Annotated in this window: 13 protein-coding genes; 6 read left to right on the top strand and 7 right to left on the bottom strand. The window is 63.0% G+C overall.

Annotation, left to right across the window (positions count from 1 at the left end; all coding sequences use genetic code 11):
• Window positions 1-14: 14 nt before the first annotated feature.
• The 5 genes from C8K58_RS19875 (at window position 15) to C8K58_RS19855 (ending at window position 8,078) form a co-directional block, all read left to right on the top strand.
• Window positions 15-3,188, top strand: coding sequence for a hybrid sensor histidine kinase/response regulator (locus tag C8K58_RS19875; protein WP_108574173.1), 3,174 nt, complete (start codon window positions 15-17; stop codon window positions 3,186-3,188).
• 23 nt (window positions 3,189-3,211) lie between these two features.
• The gene (locus tag C8K58_RS19870) at window positions 3,212-3,859 is read left to right on the top strand and encodes a response regulator (protein ID WP_027607481.1); all 648 of its coding nucleotides are present in this window, start codon (window positions 3,212-3,214) and stop codon (window positions 3,857-3,859) included.
• A 196-nt stretch (window positions 3,860-4,055) separates the two neighbouring features.
• Window positions 4,056-4,661, top strand: a complete 606-nt coding sequence (locus C8K58_RS19865; protein WP_065940259.1) for a fimbrial protein — start codon at window positions 4,056-4,058, stop codon at window positions 4,659-4,661.
• A 77-nt stretch (window positions 4,662-4,738) separates the two neighbouring features.
• Complete coding sequence (locus C8K58_RS19860; RefSeq protein WP_108574172.1) at window positions 4,739-5,479, top strand: molecular chaperone; 741 nt, start codon at window positions 4,739-4,741, stop codon at window positions 5,477-5,479.
• An 85-nt stretch (window positions 5,480-5,564) separates the two neighbouring features.
• Entirely contained in the window at window positions 5,565-8,078 is a 2,514-nt protein-coding gene (locus C8K58_RS19855) for a fimbria/pilus outer membrane usher protein (RefSeq protein WP_108574171.1), read from the top strand.
• Window positions 8,079-8,084: 6 nt separating this feature from the next.
• Here C8K58_RS19855 and C8K58_RS19850 read toward each other — a convergent pair whose 3' ends face one another.
• The 4 genes from C8K58_RS19850 to C8K58_RS19835 all read right to left on the bottom strand — a co-directional run bounded on the left by C8K58_RS19850 (window position 8,085) and on the right by C8K58_RS19835 (window position 13,339).
• Window positions 8,085-8,948 carry an alpha/beta hydrolase gene (locus C8K58_RS19850; RefSeq protein ID WP_065940262.1) on the bottom strand — a complete coding sequence of 288 codons (864 nt, stop codon included), beginning with the start codon at window positions 8,946-8,948 and terminating at the stop codon, window positions 8,085-8,087.
• Complete coding sequence (locus C8K58_RS19845; protein ID WP_065940263.1) at window positions 8,948-11,173, bottom strand: TonB-dependent siderophore receptor; 2,226 nt, start codon at window positions 11,171-11,173, stop codon at window positions 8,948-8,950. Before C8K58_RS19845 ends, C8K58_RS19850 begins: the two co-directional genes overlap by 1 nt.
• Window positions 11,174-11,270: 97 nt before the next feature.
• A complete protein-coding gene (locus C8K58_RS19840; protein ID WP_027607475.1) occupies window positions 11,271-12,614 on the bottom strand; it encodes a sensor histidine kinase in 1,344 nt (447 codons plus the stop codon).
• Window positions 12,614-13,339 (bottom strand): response regulator transcription factor, encoded by a 726-nt coding sequence (locus tag C8K58_RS19835; protein ID WP_108574170.1) that lies wholly within the window; start codon window positions 13,337-13,339, stop codon window positions 12,614-12,616. The genes C8K58_RS19840 and C8K58_RS19835 overlap by 1 nt, the downstream gene beginning before the upstream one ends.
• Before the next feature lie 105 nt (window positions 13,340-13,444).
• On the opposite strand from C8K58_RS19835, the gene C8K58_RS19830 reads away from it, so the two are divergent.
• Window positions 13,445-14,269, top strand: coding sequence for a 5'-nucleotidase, lipoprotein e(P4) family (locus tag C8K58_RS19830; protein WP_108574169.1), 825 nt, complete (start codon window positions 13,445-13,447; stop codon window positions 14,267-14,269).
• Between the two features lie 7 nt (window positions 14,270-14,276).
• On the opposite strand, the gene C8K58_RS19825 is transcribed toward C8K58_RS19830, so the two are convergent.
• The 3 genes from C8K58_RS19825 to C8K58_RS19815 all read right to left on the bottom strand — a co-directional run bounded on the left by C8K58_RS19825 (window position 14,277) and on the right by C8K58_RS19815 (window position 17,691).
• On the bottom strand, window positions 14,277-15,617 hold the full coding sequence (locus C8K58_RS19825; protein WP_371921655.1) for an OprD family porin: 1,341 nt from the start codon (window positions 15,615-15,617) through the stop codon (window positions 14,277-14,279).
• Window positions 15,618-15,686: 69 nt separating this feature from the next.
• The gene (locus C8K58_RS19820; RefSeq protein WP_027607471.1) at window positions 15,687-16,892 is read right to left on the bottom strand and encodes a DUF1624 domain-containing protein; all 1,206 of its coding nucleotides are present in this window, start codon (window positions 16,890-16,892) and stop codon (window positions 15,687-15,689) included.
• 28 nt (window positions 16,893-16,920) lie between these two features.
• A complete protein-coding gene (locus C8K58_RS19815) occupies window positions 16,921-17,691 on the bottom strand; it encodes a DUF4198 domain-containing protein (protein WP_256592534.1) in 771 nt (256 codons plus the stop codon).
• Between the last annotated feature and the right edge of the window lie 582 nt (window positions 17,692-18,273).

Raw genomic sequence — 18,273 nt, 5'->3', positions numbered from 1 at the left:
CGCGGAAACCCTTGATGAAGCACAACAACGCGATCCTCGAAGCTTTCACCCGCAGCTCATTGCGCCTGAACAAAGGCCTGATGGTGCTGATTGGCATCGCGTTGCTGCTGGTCCTGACCAACTACTGGTCACTGCAACGCGGGATCGAAACCCGCTACGGCGCCACGCGCTTTCACTTCGCGCGGCTGATGGAAAACCTGCAGGAGCAGGAGTCCTATCTCAAGAGCCTGACCCACCCGGGCATCCAGGCCGAACTGTTGCGTGCCACCCATGTGCAGGTCAGCCTGAAAAGCCGCATGGTCGACAACCACCGCACGCTGTACGAAGGCCAGAAGTATTCGTTTTCGGTGCCCTTCAGCGCCAAGTTCGATGAGCAACAGGTCAATGTCGCTGCCCGGCCGCAGATTTTCGCGCTGGGCGCCCACCTGACCAGCTACTACAGCGCCTTCTGGTCCTCGTCGCCCTACGAGGCACCACAAACCTTCCTGTTCAATCGTCAGGCGAACTACACCATTACCGTGCCGTCCGTGGGCTACCAACGTCGCGAAAGCACAGAGGACACGGGCAACCTGGTGGCGCTGGTCAACGCAGTGCAACAACGCCTGGAGCAGACGCCCCAGCCCCTGGAACAAAACCGTGTGTATTGGCAAGCCGGTCCCGCCGCCGAACATTTGCTGGCGTATATCGGCCTGCCACTTGGCGGTCAGGAACAGGCGGTAGTCGGCACCTTGCTCGACCTGTCGCGGGTCGACGATGTACAGCGCGCCCTGGATCACTCGGCATTCGATCGCCTCACGTTGATGGGGCCCGACGGCCAGCGGCTGGCCGGGCCCGACGTCGACGCATCGCTCAGCGATGGCGTGCACTTCAACGCCGATGGCTTCGAATTCAAGATGACCCAGGCCGGTGACCGGCCCTGGAGCGCGGTCTACGGCCTGAACTACGCGCACTTCTTCCACTCTGCGCTGTGGCCGCTGAGCAGCCTGGCGTTGTTTCTCGGCGGCCTGATCACCCTCGGCTGGGGCGGCAGCCGCTGGTATCGGCGCCAGGTAATCAACCCGGCGCGCCTGGCCCACGAGCGCATTGCCGAAAGCGTGGCGTTCAGCCGCGTGATCATCGACACCGCACCCACCGGCCTATGCGTGGTGCGCCGCAGCGACGGCAAGGTGCTTATCGAAAACCAGCGCGCCCAGCAATGGCCGGGCACCGCATGCCTGGTAGCGGCCATGGCCGGTACACCTGAGGGCGCCGAGAGCGGCGAGACGCACCTGGAGATCGAAGGCCGGCACCTGCAGATCGGCTTCGTGTCGACCCGCTACCAGGCCGAAGACGTGCGCCTGTATGCGTTCAACGACATCACCCGTCATATCGATGACGCCCAGGCCCTGGAAGACGCCCGCCGCGCCGCCGATGCGGCCAACGAGGCCAAGACCCTGTTCCTGGCAACCATGAGCCATGAAATCCGCACACCGCTGTATGGCGTGCTCGGTACCCTTGAACTGCTCGGGCTGACAGATCTGGACCCGCACCAGAAAACCTACCTGCAGACCATCCAGCGCTCATCCGGCACGCTGTTCCAACTGATCAGCGATGTGCTCGATGTGTCGAAAATCGAATCCGGGCAAATGGCGATAGAAGCCGTGGATTTCTGCCCGCTGGACATGCTCGAAGACACCCTGCACACCTACGCCGCCTTCGCCCAGCGCAAGGGTTTGCAGCTCTACAGCTGCATAGACCCGCAACTGCCGGACTGCGTCATGGGCGATCCGATGCGGATTCGCCAGATTCTCAATAACCTGGTGAGCAACGCCATCAAGTTCACCGACATCGGCCGCGTGGTGATCCGCGCCCGGGTCACGGCACAGGACGCCAACCACGTTGAGCTGGAATGGCAAGTCACCGACTCCGGCGTGGGCATCCCCGAGGCGCAGCAGGCCAAGCTGTTCGATCTGTTTTACCAGGCACCGGACACCGCCAGCGAAGGCGGCGCCGGGCTGGGATTACCGATCTGCCGGTGGCTGGCGCAGATGATGGACGGCGAGATCAGAGTGGTCAGCGAGCCGGGCCTGGGCAGCAGCTTCACATTGAAAATGCGCCTGCCGCTGTGTGGCGGTGCCTTGACCAACCTGCCGCTGATCGAGCCCAGCCCGACGCCGGTGTATGTGCAGGCACCGGTGCGCGAGCTGGCACAGTCAATGAGTGACTGGCTCAACCGCCTGGGCATTGCGGCGGCGCTGGCGGCGCCCACCCAGGAACAGGACAATCGCCACGCGGTGCTGGTGGACCTGTTCGCCGGCGACCCCGCGCGGCCCTGGGTCGGCCAGCGCGTGCTGTGCCTGCCAGGTGCGCACAGCCCGCCGCTGCACACGGCCCAGGGTTGGAGGGTGGATATGTACGATGTACGTGCCATCGCCGCCACGGTCTCGCTGGCACAACACGGCAAGCATGAGCAACCGCCTGCGACGCGCCTGCAAAGTGCCGGGCAGTTGGGGTTGCATATCCTGGTGGCCGAGGACAACCCGGTCAACCAGGCGATTATCAAGGAACAGCTGGAAGCACTCGGTTGCTCGGTGTCCTTGGCCGCCAATGGCGAGCAGGCCCTGCACTTGTGGCAACCGCACGCCTTTGACCTGGTGCTGACCGACGTGAATATGCCGTTGATGAATGGCTATGACCTGGCCAGGGCCCTGCGCGAGCACGACCCGCAGTTGCCGATCGTCGGCGTGACCGCCAATGCGATGCGCGAGGAAGGCGTGCGCTGCCTGGCGGTGGGCATGAACGCCTGGATCGTCAAGCCCTTGAGCCTGCAAACCTTGCGTGGCCAGTTGATCAAGCTGTGCAAGGTCAAGCCGCCGGTTGCGCCAGCCACCGCGTCATTCAATGACAGCGTGCAGTTATCGGAGAAGATGCGCCCGCTGTTCATCAGCAGCGTGGAGCAGGACTTGCAAGGTATCGACGCCGCCCTGGCACAGCGCGACGCCCACGGTCTTGGCCAACGCCTGCATTCGCTGGCCGGCGCCCTGGGTGCCGTCCAGGCGCTCGACCTGGCCCACGCCTGCATCGAACTGGAAAGCGCACTTAACCGTGGCAGCCTCGACACTGACCTTACGCTCAAGGTGAAAGCGGTCATGCAGCGACTGTCGGCCGTCCTGGAGACTCTCCAGCCCGGGCACTCTTCACTCACTTGAACCGGCACTACGGACGGCCCCTTATGAAAAAATTCAACGTGGTAATCGCCGACGATCACCCGATCGTGTTGCTGGGCGTTCGCGAGCTGGTGGAACGCGACACGCGCTTTCGAGTGGTCGGCGAGGCCGTGTGTTCGGCCGGGCTGATCGATTTGCTGCAGCGCCAGGGCGCCGACATCGTGATCACCGACTACAACATGCCGGGCGACTCGCCCTACGGCGATGGCCTGAAGTTGGTGGAATACCTGAAACGGCATTTTCCACAAGTGCAGGTCCTGATCCTCACGATGATTTCCAACCACCTGATTCTCACCCGCCTGCAAGAGCTGGGTGTGGTCGGCATCATCCAGAAAAGCCAGTTGCACACCGAGATTCAACTGGCACTCCAGGCCATTGCCCAGCAGAGCGCCTATCGCAGCCTGGAACCGCCCAAGACATCAGTGATCGAAACCCTCACCGACTTCGACGAGCGCTTTACCAGCTTGTCGCCCAAAGAGTTCGAGATCCTGCGCTTGTTTATCTCCGGCATGAGTGTCAGTGATATTGCACGCAGCCAGAACCGAAGTTCAAAAACCATCAGCGCACAAAAGATATCGGCCATGCGCAAACTTGAAGTTAACAGCGACCAAGACCTGCTCGCTTATTGCCTGGCGCGTAACATTTTCAACTAAAGAACCACTTGCAAGCCATTCGCCGACAATGGCTTCGCCCTTTATTTTCAGACTCCCCGCCTGTTCTTGACGCGTAACCAGTGCGCCTGAGTTTCGACTTATAAGAATCGTCTTATTCTGATTAACGACCTCGCCTTTTACTCTTTCCTGGCAATTCAGTACTTACATTCTCCAACTAACACTAACGGACATCATCATGAAGAAGTTTTCCCTGGCTGTTATCGCCTCGGCCATTATCGCCGCATCCGGCAGTGCGTTCGCCGACGATACGGCAGCGCCTACTCCGACCCTGGGCGGCAGCGGCAAAATCACCTTCACCGGCGTGATCAACAACGACGCCTGCTCGGTGGACGGCGCCAACTCCGACCGCACCATCTCGGTCGACATGGGCAACGTCTCGATCAAGGACATGGGCACCGCGGAAAACCCAACCGCAGGTCGCGTTACCGCCAAAGACTTCAACCTGAACGTCAACTGCAACCAGGGCACCAAGGTGGCGATGATCTTTGACGCCAACAACGGCGGTTCGGGCCTGGTGACCGGCAAGAACGTACTGGCCCTGAACCCGGGTTCGGCCACCGCGCAAAACGTCGGTATCGCCCTCCTGGACAGCAAAGGCACGCTCATCGATCTGAGCTCGCCAGCCACCGCACGTATCGAAAGCACCATGCACGGTCAAGGCACTGAAGGCGGCGACGCTACCCTGAGCTTCGCGGCGGCCTACGTCACCACCGGTGCCGCCGGTGCGTCCACCGCCGGTCGCGGTGATGCAACCCTGCCGTTCATCCTGCAATACGAATAACCCCGGCGCCCCGTGCACCGAACGCGCGAGGCCATGCGGCCTCGCCATTCCCTTTTTGATGACACCGGATACCCCTCATGCCGCCTCGTTCTATCTCCATGAGCCTGGTGCTGCTGGGCATGCTTATGGCTACCCAGGCCGCCGCCAGCATTTCACTGAATGCCACCCGTATCGTGTTCGATGGCGCCCACAGGGAAGCCAATATCACCGTGCGCAACGGTAACCAGGACGTGTTGGTGCAATCCTGGGTCGACATGAACGATGCCAGCGGCAGCCGCGCACCGTTTGCCGTCACCCCACCATTGGCGCGGGTGTTCGCCAAGGAACAGCAACTGCTGCGCATCCTGTATGAGGGCGCCGGCATGCCCACGGACCGCGAGTCGGTGGTGTGGCTCAACGTGCAGGAGATCCCCAAGGCCAGCGAGGCCGAGAACACCCTGCAACTGGCGATCCGCCAACGCATCAAGATTTTCTACCGCCCTGCCGGCCTCGCAGGCAGTGCGTTGCAGGCCCCAGCGCAGCTCGAGTGGCGCCTGGCCAGACATGGCGCACAGACCCTGCTGCGGGTGAAAAACCCGACGCTCTACCACGTGTCCATGGCCGACATCAAAGTGCAGGCGCAACTGGCCAGCGACTCCACCATGATCGCGCCCGGCGAGGAGAAACAGTTTCCCCTCGGCGCCACGCCTGCCAGCGGGCCGGTGCAGTTGTCGTTTTCCAGCATCAATGACTACGGTGCACAGAACGCGTACACCGCGCCCCTGGCCGTCGGTGCTGCCGCCCCCGCGCACGCCACGGAATCACGCCGCAAACCCTAAGCCCCTTTTCTAATCCACAGGCTCACCTCGCGTGCGTGTTTGCGTGCCCGCCTGTTCGCCAACCCGGGATGTCACAGGTCTTCGCATGTCTTTTTTTTCCAGCAACAGGCCCGCGCACGGCGCACTGACGTTGAAGACACTGTCGCTCGCGATGGCCGCCAGCCTGCCGGCCTGGGCAATGGCCGATGAGCCTGCGGAGCGCTTCAACACCACGTTCCTGCAAGGTGCACAGTCCACCGTAGACCTGCAGCAGTTGCTCTCCGCGAACAGCGTGTTGCCGGGCAATTACCGCGTCGACCTGTACAGCAACGAGGTGCTGGTGGGCCGGCGCGATATCGACTTCAAGCGCAACCCCCACAACGGTCGCGTCGAAGCCTGCCTGAACCTCGACCTGCTCAAGCAATTGGGCATCGACCTGGCCCGCTTGCAGGCCGAGGGCAAACTCGACCCGCAGCACCCGCAGGACTGCTACGCCCTGGCCGAGATAATCGAAGAGGCCAACGTGCGCTATGACAGCAGCCGCCTGCGCCTGCTGGCGAGCATTCCGCAAGTGGCCATGCAACGTGGCTTGCGCGGCTATGTCGACCCGCAGCTGTGGGACGAAGGCGTCCCCGCCGCCTTCATCAACTACCAGCTCAACAGCAGTCGTACTGCGGGCGACTACGACACCCGCATCGCCAATAACCTCGGCCTGCGCAACGGCATCAACCTCGGCGCCTGGCGTCTGCGCAACGAATCGAACCTGAGTGGCGGTACCGGGCGCTCGAACACCTACACCAGCAACCGCACCTACCTGCAGCATGATGTGACGGCGATCAAGGGTCAGTTCAGCGGCGGTGAAATTTTCTCCGACACCGACCTGTTTGACAGCGTGCGCTATCGCGGCCTGAAACTGGCCTCCGATGAAGGCATGCGCGCCGACAGCGAACGCGGCTATGCGCCCGTGATCCGGGGTGTGGCGCAAACCAACGCGACCGTGGAAATTCGCCAGAACGACTACATCCTCTACACCGCCAACGTCGCGCCAGGGCCGTTCGAGATCAACGACATCTACCCCAGCGGCTCCAACGGCGACCTGCAAATCACCGTGACCGAAGCCGACGGCAGCCGCCGCGTGACGATGCAGGCGTTCTCCAGCCTGCCGATCATGGTGCGTGAAGGCCAGGTCAAATACAGCGTTTCGGCGGGCACCTTCAAGAGCAATGCCGACGGCCTGGCGACCCCGCGTTTTCTCAGTGGCACGCTGGCGTACGGCTTGACCAGCAACCTCAGCGGCATCGTCGGTTTGCAGGCCAGCGAGGACTACAACGCCGTGTCGGTCGGCGCCGGCAAGAACACCTCGCTGGGCGCGTTCTCCCTGGACGCCACCCACTCGTCCAGCAAGGCACGCGGGCAAACCACCCAGGGCAGCAGCGTGCGTGCGCTATATGCCAAGACCTTCGCCGGCACCGACACCAACTTCACCCTGGCCGCCTACCGTTACTCCACCGAGGGCTACCGCACCCTCACCGACCACGTGGAGGACCTCAGCGAAGACGTGCGCGTTCGCACCGGGCATTCAAAAAACCGCACCGACCTGACCATCAACCAGAGCCTGGGACGCAACAGTGCGTTCGGCAGCCTGTACGTGAATGCCAGCGACCAGCGCTACTGGAATCGCGGCGGCTCGCAGAGTTTTTCCGCCGGCTACACCAGCCACTGGGGCGACCTGAGCTACAACCTGGGCGTGACACGCACCAAGCAGATCGTCACCTGGGGCGAACCCAGCAGCGACACGCAGTTGAACCTGTCCGTCTCATTCCCGCTGGGCAGCCAAGCGCGCGCGCCACGCGCCTTTGTCACCACCAGCCGGCAACACGGCGACACCACCACCCAGGCGGGGATCAACGGCTATGTCGCCGACACCAGCGACACGTTCTATTCGGTGCAGGCGGGCCACAGCGATACCAGCGGCGATTCCGGCTCGGTGAATATCAACAGCCGTACCGCCGTGGCCGACGTCAGCCTCGGCTACAGCCAGGGCCAGGGCTACACCTCGCAGAACGTCAACCTCGCAGGTTCGGTGGTGGCCCATGCCGGCGGTATCAACCTGGGGCAAACGGTCAGCGAGACCTTCGCGCTGGCTCAAGTGCCGGGCATCTCCGGGGCGAAGATCAGCAGTTACAGCGGTGTGGAAACCGGATCCAACGGCTATGCGGTGATCCCGACGGCGCAACCTTATCGGGTGAACTGGATCAGCCTCGACACCCGCGACCTGGGGGGCAACGTGGAGATCACCAACGCCACCCAGCAACTGGTACCGCGCCGGGGGGCCGTGGTCGTCGCGCATTACAGTGGCACCACCGGACGGCGAGTGTTGTTCGAGTTGTTTGATGCGCAACGAAAGCCGCTGTCGTTTGGTACCTCATTGGAAGATGCCAACGGCAAGCAACTGGCAATTGCCGACCCGAACGGCAATGCCCTGGCGCTGGTTGAGCAGGACCGGGGCACCCTGACCATCAAGTGGGGCGAACAGCGTTGCCGTGCGAGCTATGTGCTGGCGCCACAGAACAAGGCGTTGAACTACGAGCGACAGCCGTTGGTGTGCCAACCCGATTGATGACGCCTACAGGTGTTCGAGGGTATAGCGCAACGACGCGGGTAACATCGGGCCATGGCCAAGGCCGGGAAAGGTCTGGTAGCGGGTAGTCAGCCCCTCGACACTTTGCAGCCTGACCAGCAAGCGCTTGGCCGCGGCATCATCCTGCGGCGTGGCCGACCTCGTCGGGCCGGCGGGTTCTGCGTCGCCACGCATCAGCAACAGCCTCGGCCGCCGGCCCTGCAGCCGTTGTTGCAAGCCCAGCCCTTCGGCCTCGATCACCCCACTGTTCCACCACAGCGAGGGGCTGGCGGCGGCATACTCATCAAAGGCCTGCGGGCGTGTCAGCAGGGTGTGCAGCACCAGCAGCCCACCATAGGAATGCCCCCACAGCACTTGGCGCGCAGGCTGCACGGCGAGGCGCTGGTTGATCAAGGGCCGGATCTGCCGGGTGAGCAGGTCGAGGAACTGATCGGCCCCACCGCTGGGCACATTCGTCAGTGGGTCGCGTTGCATGCCTTCGCCCACCTGCGGTGTGTAATCGAAGGTGCGGGCATTGCGTTCGATACGCAGTGGCGTGGCGTACCCCACCGCCACCAGCACCGGTGGCGTCGGGTGGTGGGACAGGCGATTCAACAGCTCGGTATCCAATGCCGCCATCGCCGCGTTGCCATCCAGCAGGTACGCCACAGGGTTGGCGGCACTGACCTTGGGCGGTTGCCCCAGCCAGATGCGGTAGTGCCGCGCACCATCGGCGGAGTCCAGTTCCAGGGTGCTGAAACGATAGGCGCTGGCTTCGCGCAATACCGGCGCGTCCATCAACTGGTCCGGTGCCGGCCTGGCATGGGCACCCTGGGCGACAAGCAAGGCAAGGAAGATCGCGCGCCCCATCAGAACGACGCCGTCAGGCTGGTGTACAGGGTGCGGCCGGACTGGTTATAGGTCGCCGCCCCCGCGCCTTCGATGTTGTTCACCCCCTGGGCGTTGCCCTCGCGCCACAGGCGTTTGTCGAAAACGTTATCGACGCCAGCGGTAACGCTCAGATGCTGGCTGATGGCGTAGGTGCCGCTCACACCGGCAATGGCATAGGGCGACAGTTGATTGTTGCCGGTGCCGGTGACACGGTTGCCGTGGTAATCGTACTTTTTCGGGGTCTGCTTGCCGTACCAGGCCACGCTGGCCTGCAGGGACAGAGCCTCGGTGGCTTGCCAGTCGAGCATGGAGTTGAGGGTGTACTTGGGCGTGACCGAGAGCACATCGCCGGTCTGTTTGTTTTTCGATTGCAGCATGTAGGTGAAGTTGTTGGTCCAGGTCAGCGACTCGGCCAACGGCAACGTGAGGTTGCCTTCGAGCCCTTCAACCAGTGCCTTGGGGACGTTTTCCCATTGGAAGATATTGGCGTTGGCCGTGGTGCCAGAACCGCCCGAAGCGGTGCCCACCGGCGTCAGGCCGGACTCGATCTTGTTCTTGTAGTCGTTGCGAAAATACGTCAGGCCGGCGACCACCCCGGCAGTATTGCGGTACTCGATCCCCAGCTCCTTGTTGACGCTGGTTTCGGCCTCGAGATCGGCATTGCCTTGCAGGTAGCAGCTCTTGGTCGAGCCATAGCAACCCTGGCCATTGCTGTACAGCAGGTAGTTGGGGTTGAGCTGGTAGAGGTTCGGCGCCTTGTACGAACGGGCAATGCCGGCCTTCAAGGTCAGCGTGTCGGTGAGCACCTGGGACAGGTTCAGCGAGGGGCTCCAGTTGTCGCCGACAATGTCGTGGTGGTCCAGGCGCAGGCCCGGCGTCAGGCGCGTGCCGGGGCGCAGCTCGATATTGTCTTCGGCGAACACCGAGAAGATGCGTGACGACGAGGTACTGCTGCGGTTGGTGCTGGTCAGCCCTGCGACACTGCCGCCGGCAGTGGTGGTCTGGGTGTTGGCGCTCGGGTCGTCGAGCCGCGACTCGACCCACTCGGTGCCCAGGGTCAGCACCTGTTCGAAACCGGCGTGCAGCGGCAGGTTGACCTCGCCGTGGGCGGTCAGGTCGCGCAGCACAGTGGTGTAGAAATCGGTGTTGGCGAAGATGCCTTCGGTGCCGCCCGCCAGGCCTTCGTTGATGCGGCTGTTGCGGGTCTTTTCGTATTGCAGGTAGGCCAGGCTGCTGCCGAAATCCCACTCGCCACGGTGGGTGGCCGAATAGGTTTCACGGTAGAGGATGTTGGTCTCATGGCCCAGCATGCTCTTCACATTCGCATTGCTGTTGGTGTTCTGGGTATCGCCGGTATAGATATTGCCCTGGCGGCTGAACCCTGCTTCCAGATCGAGCGTCTGCTCGGGGGTGAACTGCCAGCTCAGCAGCCCGTTGACGTCCTTGTTGCGTACACCTTCGCGCCCCGCCGGCAAGGTGCCGACCTGGTTACCGGTGCGCACGGACTCATGGCCGCTGTTGATATCGGCATCGTCGGCATTGGTCTTGGCGATGTTGCCATACACGCGGTAGCTGAGGGTGTCGGTCAGCGGGCCGTTGAGGCCGAAGTTCATGCGCTCGGTCTCACCCTCGGCCGTGTGCTGGGCGAAGTTGTGGTAGATCGTCGCCGAGCCGTGGGTTTCGCTGCCCGGTTGCCGGGTGATGATATTCACCACGCCGCCTGCCGCGCCGTTGCCGTAACGCGCCGCCGCCGGACCACGGATGACTTCGATGCGCTCGATCTGGTCAGCCGGCACCCAGTTGCTGTCACCACGGCTGTCGCGCTCGCCACGCCAGCCGTAACGCACCGAGTTACGGCTGCTGACCGGCTTGCCGTCCACCAGGATCAGGGTGTTTTCCGGGCCCATGCCGCGGATGTCGATCTGGCGGTTGTTGCCGCGCTGGCCGCTGCTGGAGTTACCGGTGAGGTTGACGCCAGGCATGGTGCGGATGATCTCCGAGAGGTCATTGGCCGGGGGGCGTTTCTTGATGTCTTCGGCGGTGATGATCGACACGCCGGGCATCTGCTTGATCTCTTCCTGTGCGGTGCCCAGTACCGTCTGGGTCGGCAGCTCCATCTGCGCGGGGGCTTCGGTTTCAACCGCGAAACTGCTGGCGGGCAACAGGCTGCAAATACTCACGGCAAGCAGGGACAAGCGGAACATGCGCGGATCTCCAAACGTCAGCCCGACCGATAGCGGTGGGCCATCAAAGATCGCCGATGATAATCAGATGCAATTGCGAGTAAAGAACATTAACTTTCTAAACATTCGCCGCGGGCAGGCGCAGGTTCATGCGCAGACCTTGAGTGCCCTGGCTGGCCCACAGCCGGCCGTGCTGCAGTTCGATGGCGCGCCGGGCGATGCTCAGGCCCAGGCCGAAACCGCTGCCCACCGTGCCATCCAGGCGCAGGTAGGCTTCGAAGATGCGCTCAAGATCGCCTTCGGCCACGCCCGGCCCCTGGTCTTCGATCACCAGCCACCAGCTGTCGCCGTCACGCTCGCCGCTCAAGCGCACCACGGCGTGTTGCGGTGAGTGGCGGATGGCATTGCGCAGGATATTTTCCAGGGCCTGGGCAAAGCTGTTGAGGTGCACGTGCACCTGGCAGGCGCTGTCCAGCTCGCAGACCAGCGCATCCAGGGGCCAGCCGGTTTCGAAATGCGCGTCCTGCACCAGCGCTTCCCACACCGAGGCCACCACCACCGTTTCAGCTTCCAGGCGCGGTTTTTCGGTGTCGAGCCAGGCCAGGTTGAGGGAGTCGTCCACCAGCCGGCGCATCTCCTCCACTTCCCGTCCCAGGCGCTGCTCCAGCTGGGCCGGCGACAGGCCGCTTTCACTGGCGATCTTCAAGCGTGCCAACGGTGTGCGGATTTCATGGGACAGGGTGCGCAGCAATTGCCGTTGCTGGTGCAGGCTCTGGCGCAGGCGCCCCGCCATGTGTTCATAGGCGCGTGCCAGCTCGCCCAATTCGTCCGGGCGCTGGGTCACGCGGCTGCTGGCCAGGGGCTCGAGGTCGCCGGCACTCAAGGCGTTGGCGCGCTCACGCAGTTCGTTCAACGGCTGTACCAAATGGCGATACAGCAGCAACCCCAGGCCCAGCGCCAACAGCACCGGTACCACGCCGTGGCTCAATACATGGGTCCAGGGCGTCAGGCCCGGTGGCAACAGGCGCTCCGGCAATTGCATCACCAGCCGCCCGCGCTCGGGGTGCTGGGGGAAGGCGATGCTGACGTAGGGCAATTCATCGTCCAGGCGCTTGCTCATCGGCCAACTGAGCTTGCGCATGAAAGTCAGGTGGCCGACCTGTTCGGCCGTCAGCGGCGTGGTGCCCAGACTGTGCAAGTAGTCATCCAGCACCGCGACCCAGGTGTGCTCGCGCTGCTGCAACGCCAGTCGCCAGCGCTCCAGCGCCTGGGCATCGCCGCGGGCCGCCAGCTGTTCCGCCTCGGCGGCATACGCAGCCAGCGCGATGCGATCCGGCTGTTCCAGAAAGTAGGTGTTGCGCTCCACCTGCAAGCCCCAGCTCCAGACCAGCCACACCAGCAGCAGGCAGAAGCACACTTGCAGCGCCGCCATTTTCCACAGCAGCGGATGACGGCGCGGCATCAGGCGCTGTCGCACAGCAGCACGTAGCCCTGATGGCGCACCGCGTCGATGCGAATACCCTGCACATCGATGGCCGCCAGCTTGCGGCGCAGGTTGCACACATGCACATCGAGGCCACGGTCCAGGCGGGTGTAGGGGCGATGCAGCACCTGTTGGTAGAGGAAAGCCTTGCTCAGCGTCTCGCCCCGGTGTGCGTGCAGCGTGCACAACAGACGGAATTCCGAAGCCGTCAGCCCGGCGGCGCGGCCGTTACAGGTGAAATCGCGTGCGTCGCTGTCCAGTCCCGATGTGGAATGCCGGGCGAGCGGTTTCGCGACCCCGCAATCAATCGCCACGCGACGCAGCAAGGCGTCGATGCGCACATCGAGTTCCGCCAGGCTGAACGGCTTGGGCAAGTAGTCATCGGCGCCCTGGCTGAAGCCGGTGATGCGATCCTGCTCGGCGCCCAGCGCCGACATCAGGATCACCGGGGTGCCGCGCGCATGCCGCAGGCGTGCAAGGATATTCAGGCCGCTTTCATTGGGCAGCATGATGTCCAGCAGGATCAGCTCCACCGGCGAATGCAGCGCCAGGTCCAAACCCTGGTCGCCGCACTGGGTACTGTTCAAGGCAAAGCCGCGACGGCTCAAATGGTTGCTCAGGTGCGTGCACAGCTCCACGTCATCCTCGATGATCAGGATGCGCGGGGCCGGCGATAAGGTTGGTGCTAGATGATAAGTATTCACAATTACGTCAGTTTCGCATCCGGCGAAACATTTCGCAATGTGGTGAATCCACGCGGGATTAGGCTAAGGTGCGGCCCACGCGCCCTTTCCCTGCGAGACCTCTGCATGCGACCCCTGATCTTCGCCAGCCTGTGCCTGCTGGCAGGCTGCCAACAAACGCCGCCGGCCAACGACCAGCTCGACGCCGTACTCTGGACCCAGACCTCCATCGAACACGAGTTGATCTATCGCCAGGTGTTCGCCAACGCCACCCGCCAGCTCGACGTGGCCCTGGCCGATCCCAGCTGGGACGCGTTGCCCTTCCCGCCCCGCAACCTGAGCGGCCTGCCACCGGCAGTGGTGGTGGATATTGACGAAACCCTGCTGGACAACGTGCCGCTCAATGCCCGCGACGTCATCCATAACCAGGTGTATGGCTACGACCGCTGGAACACCTGGGTCGACCAGGCCAAGGCCCAGGCCCTTCCCGGTGCAGTGGCGTTCCTGCAAGCGGCGAAGCAAAAAGGCATCCAGGTTTACTACCTGACCAACCGCGAACACAGCCAGGTCGCGGCCACGGTGGCCAACCTGCGCCTGCGCGGTTTTCCGGTCGAGAGCAATCAACAGGTGCTCGCCGCCAGCACGCCTACCGGGCACTGCGAAAGCGCCGGCTACGGCAAGAACTGCCGCCGCCAATGGGTCGCCAGCCATGCTCGCGTGCTGTTGATGGCCGGTGATTCCCTGGGGGATTTCGTCCAGGCCGAACGCAACACCCTCGAGGCCCAGCGCAAGGCCGTCGAACCCTATGTGAACTGGCTCGGGCAGCGCTGGTTTTTGCTGCCCAACCCGACTTACGGCAACTGGTACAGCGCGCCCTATGGGGACGATGAAAAGCTGCCGTTCGCGCAGAAACGCCAGCTCAAGCAGCAGGCGTTGCAGTTGCAGGAGTAACGCCGACCTAGTGCAAGCGTCCGCCCAACGGGTACTCGACCGCCAGGCGGATCTGGTTGGCATCCAGTTCCGCCTGGGCCGCATTGCCCCGGTGCACGGCGTGGCGCAGGGTAAAGGCGAGGTTTTTCGCGACACCGGACTGCACCACGTAGCGTGCCTGCAGGTCGCGTTCCCAATGCTTGCCCCCATCACCATAGCCAAGCCATTGGTAGCCGCCGCGAGGATCCATGTGGCGACCGTCGATGCCACTGCCGCGTATATACAACGCCGCCAGGCTCAGGCCGGGCATGCCATGGGCCGCCAGGTCCAGGTCATAGCGCGCCTGCCACGACGCTTCCCGGGGGGCGTTGAAGTCGGACAGCGCCACGGCGTTGCTCAGGTAAATCGCCCCGCGCGTCACGTAGTCGAACGGCGTGTCGCCACTGACTTTCTGATAGCCCACGCCCACACTGTGGGCACCGAACCGATAGGTCGAGAGCAGGCTCCATGTGGTGTTATCGATGCGCCCGGACAACGCCTTGCCGGTGTCCTGGGTGCGATACAGGTTCAGGTCAACGGTCAGTGCCTGGCCGGGAAACAGCGGCCGGGTGTAGACCGCCCCCAGGTAATGCTGGCGCCAGGTGTCTTCATAGACAGCGCCGAAGACGCTGGCGCTCAGCCCCTTGATTGCCGTATTGCGCACGCCCACCAGGTCAAAGCGATCGCCTTGCCTGCCATTGGAATAGTTGACGACAAACCCTCGGTCATGGCTGCTGGCGTTGCGGTCGGTGCTCTCATTGAAGTGCCCCGCGAACAGGGTGGTGGCCGGCAACTCGCGGCTGGTCAGCCACCATCCCGTCGCGGTTTCGGGCAGCAAGCGGCTGTCGGACGAGGCAAACACCGGGGTTTTCACCCGCTGCTCGCCGTAGCGCAATTCGGTTGAGGAAACGCGCAGTTTGGCAACTGCGCCACCGCGGCTGAACTGCTCCTTGGGGTGGCCGTCATTGTCCACCGCCAATAGCCGTGCCTTCCCGGCGCGCCCACCGCCACTGTCCAATTGCCAGGCGGAATAAACGTGGGCATCCAGGCCAAAACCCAGGGTGCCGGTGGTGAAACCCGAGGCGTAGTCAGCCATCAGGCCATAGGCCCATTCTTCCGCCAGGTCGCTGCGCTGGGATCGAGGTTTGTAGGCGTTGCGTGCGCCGTTGCTGAGGGCGCCATGCTGGTAGTCGCGGCGGTCGTAGACACTGCGGTTGAGCAGGTTCCACTGGCTGTCCTCGATAAAGCCGTTGGCGGTGTCTTGTTCGGCGGCGAAGGCGAGCAGGCTCTGCCCTCCCAATGCCAATAGCAGGGTGCGGGTCGATAGCATCTTCACGATTTGACTCCAGAACGTGTCAGGCAAAGGTGTTCCGCAGGGCGCAGAACACCGTTGGTTCCGTCAGAGGTATTTGAGCATCGCGATGTCGCGACGACGCTGCTTGAGGTCGGCGAACCAGCGTGTCGGGAAGAACAGCAACACCCCGAGTATCACGCTCCACAACCACACCATGGGCAGGTCGTCAAACCCGTAGTAGGTGCCCTGGTTAGCGCCCCAGATCGCCAGCGCGACCAGGTACATGGCCTTGAGCACGTAGAGGTGCAGCAAGTAGAAAAACATCGGCGCCCCACCGTAGATCGCCAGGGTCGCAGTGGCCCAGCGGGCCTGCCACTTCTCGAACAGCGCCAACAGCAGCAGCGACAGGCCCAGGGTGGGCATCAGGAACATCAGCGACGGCGGGTATTTCTTCGCGCTCATGAAGCTCATGAAGGTGCGCAGCGCATCACCGGTCTGCACCCAGGGTTTCTCGCCATACACATTGAGGTAGCGGATAAACACGAACGCGACCAGCAGGCCTGCACCCAGCTTGACCAGGCGCGAGATACGCTCGGCCGACGGCATTGCCTTGCCAAACCACGGGCCGATGCCCCAGCCCAGCAGGATCACACCGATCCACGGCAATATCGGGTACGTCGTGCGGGCGCGGGTGAATTCGGTAATGTCGATAAACACCCGCTGATGCAGGATCGACCAGGGCACGAAGAACGGCGACTCCGGCCCGACGGTCACGCCGTCGAGCAGGTTATGCCCGGCGACAATCGCCACCCCCAGCACGATCAGCCAGGCGCGCTTGAAGTGCAGCAAACCGGCGAGCACGATCATGCACAGGCCGATACACCAGATCACTTGCAGCCACAACGTCTTGGGTGGGAATTCGGCATTCCAGGCAAAGCACACGAAGGTGATTTCCAGGAACACCAGGAACAGCCCGCGCTTGAGCAAAAACACCGAGGTTTCGCGGGCGCTGTGTTTCTGGCTGTAGAGCCAGGCCGACAAGCCCGTCAGGAAGATAAACGCCGGGGCGCAGATCTCGCTGAGCATACGGGTGAAATACAGGTCCGGGGTGACACTCAAGGCGTCGATCGGGTCGGTGACCTGCCGGTGCAGCAAGAAGGTTTCGCGCACATGGTCGATGAGCATCAACAGCATCACAAAACCACGCAGCGCATCGATAGCCAGCATGCGTGTGGCCGTCGTGACGTTCGTGCGGGCAAGCGTCGGCGCAACAGTGCCCGCCTGACCGGCCAATCCTGAAGAAAGGGTCATATCAATCACTCATGAAGGAGGCAATGAATCAGGCTGACTTTTTCAGCCTGGCGACTTCCGATGCCGGCAGTTGCGACGGCGCGCGAGGTAACGGCGCCTGGCCTTGCCGGCGGTGGAACGACAACGTCGAACTGAAGCGTTTGACGTCAAACCGCTCGGGCTTGCCCGCCGGATCAAGACGCTCCCCAGGGCTGTTGTCCTGGTACTCGACGGCCACCACGTAAGTGCCCTGCCAGGGCAGCGTGAAGCTGACGTTGCCGGCGGCATCGCTGCGCTGCTTGAAGACTTCACCGGAGGCGGTTTCCAGCATCACTTCCTGGCCCGTCAGCGGCTTGCCCGCGTAGAACACCCGGAACTGCGCACCGCCCACATCGGCAACGCCGGTGGGGACGATATCCAGGGTCAGCTCCGGGCTACGGGCCCGCAGGTCTCCGACCCAACGCGTGGCCGGGGTCCAGGCGGCTTTCAAGGTCTTGGCGCCTTCCTGCACATCGAACATCGGATAGTGCAGGTCTTGCGCCAGCAGCGAATCCTCTTGCCCGGGCTGCTCCGCCAGCAGGAACGCCTGGCGCTGCAGGCTCAGTTGCAGCGGTGCCGACCGGTCGGCCATCGACCACGCCCGCAGTTGCCTGAACCGGTCCATTCCCCCCGGCGTGACCTCCAGCACGTTCTTGTCATATTCCCCGTAGTACAAGGCCAAGGGCTGGCCGGGAAGTTGTTCGTACCAAATCTGATGCGCCTCGCTGGCGGTTGCCAACATGAACGCGCCATAACCCAACAGTGCTTTTGCGTTGCTCATTCGCATTTTTTCGCTCCGATTGGTGGTGTTCAACCCAAGGCTGTCGCGGCTGGAAAACACCGCACAACCCTGCGCTCCCTCACTCTGCGAGCATTACAGCGCAGGCCCTTTTGCGTTTTTCGCCGAATTGCACCCACGGATCGGCGCAGACCACTGTTTAAGGGCCCGAAAAAGTGTTTTATGCGGGTTGCGTCGAGATGAGGCGTTTAGCCGAGACTACGGGGGGGCGTGTCCAATTGAGGTGCAAAAGCAGTGAGCTTTGATCGTTCCCACGCCCTGCGCAAAGCTGTGTACCGGATGCACCGAGGTGCCTGCATCGCAGGCAAGCCAGCTCCCACATTTGAACCGGTTCCCCCCCTAAAACGGGGTCAGCTGAAAGACCGCCATCAGGGGCATAGCTATCTACAACGTTGTAGCCACCAACAGTAACCACGATGCGAAGCGAGCCGCCCTTGATCTTGCTTTTGATCTTGATCTCAGGCGCCCCGTTAAACCACGCTGGCCGGAATTCGACAGTGATTTGGGGGGTAAACCGGCAGGGATGCCGGTTTAGCCGCCCCGCGCCATGGATGGCGCGTGGCG

The organism is Pseudomonas sp. GV047 (assembly GCF_003058245.1).
Lineage (GTDB): Bacteria > Pseudomonadota > Gammaproteobacteria > Pseudomonadales > Pseudomonadaceae > Aquipseudomonas > Aquipseudomonas marginalis.
Note: the sequence above shows the minus strand (reverse complement) of the source record. Positions and strands in the feature narration are given on the sequence as shown.

What these genes read in the sequence shown, in the direction of transcription:
- C8K58_RS19855 (WP_108574171.1), top strand. Translation starts at nt 5,565, where the DNA reads ATGTCTTTTTTTTCCAGCAACAGGCCCGCGCACGGCGCACTGACGTTG.
- C8K58_RS19830 (WP_108574169.1), top strand. Translation starts at nt 13,445, where the DNA reads ATGCGACCCCTGATCTTCGCCAGCCTGTGCCTGCTGGCAGGCTGCCAA.
- C8K58_RS19865 (WP_065940259.1), top strand. Translation starts at nt 4,056, where the DNA reads ATGAAGAAGTTTTCCCTGGCTGTTATCGCCTCGGCCATTATCGCCGCA.
- C8K58_RS19850 (WP_065940262.1), bottom strand. Translation starts at nt 8,948, where the DNA reads ATGGGGCGCGCGATCTTCCTTGCCTTGCTTGTCGCCCAGGGTGCCCAT.
- C8K58_RS19845 (WP_065940263.1), bottom strand. Translation starts at nt 11,173, where the DNA reads ATGTTCCGCTTGTCCCTGCTTGCCGTGAGTATTTGCAGCCTGTTGCCC.
- C8K58_RS19860 (WP_108574172.1), top strand. Translation starts at nt 4,739, where the DNA reads ATGCCGCCTCGTTCTATCTCCATGAGCCTGGTGCTGCTGGGCATGCTT.
- C8K58_RS19870 (WP_027607481.1), top strand. Translation starts at nt 3,212, where the DNA reads ATGAAAAAATTCAACGTGGTAATCGCCGACGATCACCCGATCGTGTTG.
- C8K58_RS19840 (WP_027607475.1), bottom strand. Translation starts at nt 12,614, where the DNA reads ATGCCGCGCCGTCATCCGCTGCTGTGGAAAATGGCGGCGCTGCAAGTG.
- C8K58_RS19820 (WP_027607471.1), bottom strand. Translation starts at nt 16,892, where the DNA reads ATGACCCTTTCTTCAGGATTGGCCGGTCAGGCGGGCACTGTTGCGCCG.
- C8K58_RS19825 (WP_371921655.1), bottom strand. Translation starts at nt 15,617, where the DNA reads ATGCTATCGACCCGCACCCTGCTATTGGCATTGGGAGGGCAGAGCCTG.
- C8K58_RS19815 (WP_256592534.1), bottom strand. Translation starts at nt 17,691, where the DNA reads ATGAGCAACGCAAAAGCACTGTTGGGTTATGGCGCGTTCATGTTGGCA.
- C8K58_RS19875 (WP_108574173.1), top strand. Translation starts at nt 15, where the DNA reads ATGAAGCACAACAACGCGATCCTCGAAGCTTTCACCCGCAGCTCATTG.